This is a genomic window from Bradyrhizobium cenepequi (assembly GCF_020329485.1).
GTDB lineage: Bacteria > Pseudomonadota > Alphaproteobacteria > Rhizobiales > Xanthobacteraceae > Bradyrhizobium > Bradyrhizobium cenepequi.
This window is the reverse complement of record NZ_JAGKJI010000113.1, coordinates 1-5,138: the sequence shown is the minus strand read 5'-3', so window position 1 is coordinate 5,138 and position 5,138 is coordinate 1. Positions and strand designations below refer to the sequence as shown.

4 protein-coding genes and 1 pseudogene are annotated in these 5,138 nt (G+C 62.5%); all 5 read right to left on the bottom strand.

The window, feature by feature from the left end:
* Nucleotides 1-853, bottom strand: a pseudogene (locus J6497_RS40190) (IS630 family transposase); the annotation flags it as partial.
* Nucleotides 854-1,267: 414 nt separating this feature from the next.
* Nucleotides 1,268-2,515 (bottom strand): cysteine desulfurase, encoded by a 1,248-nt coding sequence (locus J6497_RS40185; protein ID WP_225709671.1) that lies wholly within the window; start codon nucleotides 2,513-2,515, stop codon nucleotides 1,268-1,270.
* A complete protein-coding gene (gene sufD / locus J6497_RS40180; protein WP_225709670.1) occupies nucleotides 2,512-3,834 on the bottom strand; it encodes a Fe-S cluster assembly protein SufD in 1,323 nt (440 codons plus the stop codon). Before sufD ends, J6497_RS40185 begins: the two co-directional genes overlap by 4 nt.
* Nucleotides 3,835-3,853: 19 nt before the next feature.
* Nucleotides 3,854-4,606 (bottom strand): Fe-S cluster assembly ATPase SufC, encoded by a 753-nt coding sequence (sufC, locus tag J6497_RS40175; RefSeq protein ID WP_225709669.1) that lies wholly within the window; start codon nucleotides 4,604-4,606, stop codon nucleotides 3,854-3,856.
* Between the two features lie 62 nt (nucleotides 4,607-4,668).
* On the bottom strand, nucleotides 4,669-5,138 hold a 470-nt coding region (locus tag J6497_RS40170), incomplete at its 5' end, for a SufD family Fe-S cluster assembly protein (RefSeq protein WP_225704419.1).

Genomic DNA, 5,138 nt, shown 5'->3' with positions numbered 1-5,138 from the left:
CCAAGAGGCCGAGGTCGGCGTGAAGTGCAAATGGAAGCGTGGGTGTGCCTTGAGCCAACGCTTTACGGCTGGTGTCTTATGGGTGGCATAGTTGTCAACGACCAGATGGAGATCGAGGCCAGGCGGGGTCTGATGATCAATCAGCTTAAGAAAGCGCAGGAACTCTCGGTGCCGATGCCGAGGCATGCAGGTGCCGATAATCTTGCCGTCCAACATGTTGAGCGCCGCGAACAAGGTCGTGGTGCCGTTGCGCTTGTAGTCGTGGGTCATGGTACCGGCGCGGCCCTTCTTCATCGGCGGGCCGGGCTGGGTACGGTCGAGGGCCTGGATTTGGCTCTTTTCATCGACGCAGAGGACCAGCGCCTTGTCCGGCGGATTGAGGTAGAGCCCGACCACGTCCTCCACCTTGGCGGCGAAGTTCTTGTCGCGCGAGACTTTGAAAGTGTCGACCAGATGCGGCTTCAGCCCATGCGCATGCCAGATCCGCTGCACACTGCTGTAAGAGATGCCAACAGCCTTCGCCATGCTGCGCACGCTCCAATGAGTCGCATTCGGCGGTTTCCCGTGCAGCGTCATGTGCACCACCTGTTTGATCTTTTCGGACGGCAACGGCTTGACGCGAGAGGGTCGCGTCGCGTCCTTCAGAAGTCCGTCCACACCTTTCGCCACATAGCGACGGCGCCAGGCTCTTGCCAGCCACTGCCGCGATCGCCTCCGCCGTCGACCCATCGCTCGCCAGCAGCACGATCCGTGCTCGCCAAACCACCTTCTGCGGCGTGTTCCGGTCCCGGACCAGCCGCGCCAATCGTTCGCGATCGGCTGTGCTGACCGCAATCTGCTCGAGCTTCCTCATCGGCGCAGACTCGCAGGTTTGCGCCAATTTGTGAATCGTCTGTCAATGACGGAACACTAGCTGATGCGCCTTGACGCATTAGGTCTGATAACTCGACTATGCCGAGAGATACACCCTCTCGCCGGGACGAACCACCTCGTGAGCGCGAATGATGACGAAGACGGCCTGCGCCATGAACTCAAGAGTGTAGTAGAGATCACGAATAAAGCGCGAGCTCTACCGCACGATTCCGGTGTCGCGGATAGACCAGCGGCGCGCCGACATCTTTGTGCGGACGCATGCGTCGTTCTTAATCAGCGTCAAGGAGCGGAACCACTCGTCCGCGCGGAAGTCCTGCGATATAAGGTTTAGCGCATCGCGGCAGCAATTCGCGTATACACGACGCGCCTCATGGCCTAGGGCCGGCTCCTTCGCTCATGAGAACAGCTCCTGCGCCTTGATAAGCGCGCCCGCCAGCCCATCGACCTCTTCCCTGGTATTATACATGCCGAACGAGGCCCGGCAGGTGGCTGTGACATTGAACCGCTCTAAGAGCGGCATCACACAATGGGTGCCGGCGCGCACCGCAATGCCCTGGCGGTCGATCACGGTCGCGACGTCATGGGGATGGGCGCCCTTCATCTCGAAGGAGATCACCGGCCCCTTCTCCCGTGCGGTGCCGATCAGCCGCAGCGAGTTGATCTCGCGCAGGCGTTCCTGGGCGTAGGTGAGCAGGCCGTGCTCGTGGGCGGCGATGCGCGCCTTGCCGATCGAATTGACGTAGTCGATCGCAGCCCCCAGCCCGATCGCCTGGACGATCGGCGGGGTTCCAGCCTCGAATTTATGCGGCGGGTCGCCGTAGGTGACCCAGTCCTTCGCGACCTCGCGGATCATCTCGCCGCCGCCGTTATACGGCCGCATCGCGACCAGGTGCTCATGCTTGGCATAGAGCGCGCCGATGCCGGTCGGGCCGTAAACCTTGTGGCCGGTGAAGGCGTAGAAATCGCAATCGAGGTCCTGGACGTCGACCGGCAGGTGCACGGCGCCCTGCGCGCCGTCGACCAGCACGAGAATGCCGCGGTCATGCGCGATCCTGACGACCTCCTTGACCGAAACCAGCGTGCCGAGCGCGTTCGACATCTGCGTGATCGCGACCAGCTTGGTGCGCGGCGTCAGCAGCTTCTCGAATTCCTCGATCAGGAAATTGCCGTCGTCATCGACCGGCGCCCATTTGATGACGGCGCCATGCCGCTCCCGCAGGAAATGCCAGGGCACGATGTTGGAATGGTGCTCCATGATCGAGAGCACGATCTCATCGCCCTGCCCGATATTGGGCTCGCCCCATGAGGAGGCAACCAGGTTGATCGCCTCGGTGACGTTGCGGGTGAAGATGATCTCTTCGCTGCGCCGGGCGTTGACGAATTGCGCCACCTTGGTACGGGCGCCTTCGTAAGCCTCGGTCGCGGCATTGGCGAGGTAATGCAGACCGCGATGCACGTTGGCGTATTCGGTCTTGTAGGCTTCGGCCATGCGGTCGAGCACCGCATTCGGCTTCTGCGCGGAGGCCGCGTTGTCGAGATAGACCAGCGGTTTGCCATAGACCTTCAACGCCAGCGCCGGAAAATCCTCGCGCACCCGCGCGACATCGTAGGAGCCGTTGGCGACCGCCGGATGCGTGCTCATCCCCTTGCCTCCAGCCAGCGCTCTGCCGCCGCGATCACGTGCTCGCGCAGCTGATCGTTCGTGATGGATTCGATGGCCTCGCCGACAAAGGCCTGGATCAGGAGCGCCTGCGCTTCCTTCTCGGGGAGACCGCGCGCACGCAGATAGAACAAGAGGCTTTCGTCCAGCGCACCGGTGGTCGCGCCATGGCCGCAGGTCACGTCGTCGGCAAAGATCTCGAGCTCCGGCTTGTTGTCGGCCTCGGCCTCGTCCGAGAGCAGGAGCGCACGCGTCATCATCCTGCCGTCGGTTTTCTGTGCATCGGGACGGACGATGATGTGGCCCTGGAATACCGAATGGCCGCGGTCGTCGACGACCGCGCGGAAATTCTCCCGGCTCGTGCAGTGCGGCACAGCATGGTCGATGACCAATGTCGTGTCGCCGTGCTGTTTGTCCTTGAGCAAGTTGACGCCGTTGACGGAGAGCGCGGAGCCCTCGCCCACCAATGTGATGAATCCCTGGTAGCGGCTGACAGCACCGCCACAGATCATGTTGAACAAATTGAGTTTCGCTTTCGCCCCGAGCGCGACGAATACGGAGGAAATGTTGGTGGCGTCCGCCTCGTCCGCCACCACGTGCAGATGGGCGAGATTGGCCGCGTCACCAACCGAGACGATCACCGCATCATTGGCCTGGTAGGCGCGGGCGCCTTCGGCCGCCACAAAGCTTTCGACCACGGCCGCCTGCACGCCCTTGCCAAGCCTCAGATACGAGCGCGTGAAGCTCGACGCCGACGAGGTAGTTGCGACATGGACGATTTGAATCGGCCGGGACAGCACGGTGCCGTCGGTGACCGTGATGACCACGCCGTCGGTCACCATCGCGGCGTTGAGCGAGATCACCGCATCCGTCGTGGCGGTAAGCAGCAGGTCGCCTCGCCCCTCGTTAGCTGGATTCTCCAGAACTTCGCGCAGTGTGCGTACGTCGACGCCCTGGCCCAGCTGGACGATGTCGGAGAGATTGGGCGTGAACAAGCCGTCGACGAGCACAAGCTTCGCTGCGCCCTCGATCGCCGCCTTTTCGACCGCAGCCTTTGCCCGCGCGAGCGCAGCCGTATCCGGTTGCGGCGCACGCGGTAGGACGTCGCGCATCAGTACGCGCAGGTCGGTGTATTTCCATTCCTCGATCCGCCGGTGCGGCAAGCCTGCGCGCTTGTAAGCCTCGAATGCCCTCGCGCGGATGTCGGCGACAGGGCCTGCGCCCGGCAGCCGTCCGTGGGTCCTGACGAACACATTGCCCACCGCAGGTCCGGTATCGGTTTTTGCCAGAACCAGGTTCATCCAAAACCCCTTGCGCCCTCTAGGCCGCGTGCTCGAACTGGGCATACCCGGCGGCCTCGAGCTCCAGCGAAAGCTGCCTGTCACCGCTCTTCACGACGCGTCCTTTCGACATCACGTGCACGACGTCAGGCACGATGTAGTTCAGGAGTCGCTGGTAGTGGGTAATCACGACCATGGCACGCTCGGGCGATCGCAGCGCGTTGACACCGTCGGCCGCGATTCTGAGCGCGTCGATGTCGAGACCTGAGTCCATCTCGTCCAGGATGCAGAGGTTCGGCTCGAACAACGCCATCTGCAGGATCTCGTTGCGCTTCTTCTCGCCGCCGGAGAAACCGACATTGACGCCACGCTTGAGCATGTCCTGCGGGATGTTGAGCGACTTTGCGACCTCGCGGACCTTCTTCAGGAAGTCCGGCGTCGAATACTCGCTTTCTCCACGTGCCTTGCGCTGCGCGTTCAGCGCGGTGCGCAAGAAGTTCATGGTGGCGACGCCGGGAATTTCGACCGGATACTGGAACGCGAGGAACACGCCCTTGGCGGCGCGCTCATCCGGCTCCATCTCCAAGAGATCTTCGCCGCGGAATAGGATCTGTCCGCCCGTCACTTCATAGCCTGGCTTCCCGGCGATCACGTGGGAGAGCGTCGATTTGCCGGAGCCATTCGGCCCCATGATCGCATGCACCTCGCCTGGATTCACGGTCAACGACAGGCTGTGGAGGATTTCGCGATCCTCGACACGAACCTGGAGATCTTTCACTTCAAGCAATGCCATTACAGTTTTCCTAGGGTGTCATCCTTAAGGCGCCGCTGCGGCAGGCCCGCCAAGGATGAGGATTATCCAACCGAACCTTCGAGCGAGATCGAGATCAGCTTCTGCGCCTCGACCGCGAACTCCATCGGCAGCTGCTGCAGCACGTCCTTGACGAAGCCGTTGACGACGAGGCCGACCGCCTCCTCCTGCGACAGCCCGCGCTGGGTGCAGTAGAACAGCACGTCCTCGGAGATCTTCGAGGTCGTGGCCTCGTGCTCGAACGTCGCCGACGAGTTCTTCGCCTCGACGTAAGGCACGGTGTGCGCGCCGCATTTGTCGCCGATCAGGAGCGAGTCGCAGGCGGTATAGTTGCGCGCGCCGGTGGCTTTCCGGTGCGCGGTGACGAGGCCGCGATAGGTGTTCTGCGACTTGCCAGCGGCGATGCCCTTGGAGATGATCCGGCTCGAGGTGTTCTTGCCGAGATGAAGCATCTTGGTGCCGCTGTCGACCTGCTGGTAGCCGTTCGAGATCGCGATCGAGTAGAACTCACCGC

What these genes read in the sequence shown, in the direction of transcription:
- J6497_RS40185 (WP_225709671.1), bottom strand. Translation starts at nt 2,515, where the DNA reads ATGAGCACGCATCCGGCGGTCGCCAACGGCTCCTACGATGTCGCGCGG.
- sufD (WP_225709670.1), bottom strand. Translation starts at nt 3,834, where the DNA reads ATGAACCTGGTTCTGGCAAAAACCGATACCGGACCTGCGGTGGGCAAT.
- sufC (WP_225709669.1), bottom strand. Translation starts at nt 4,606, where the DNA reads ATGGCATTGCTTGAAGTGAAAGATCTCCAGGTTCGTGTCGAGGATCGC.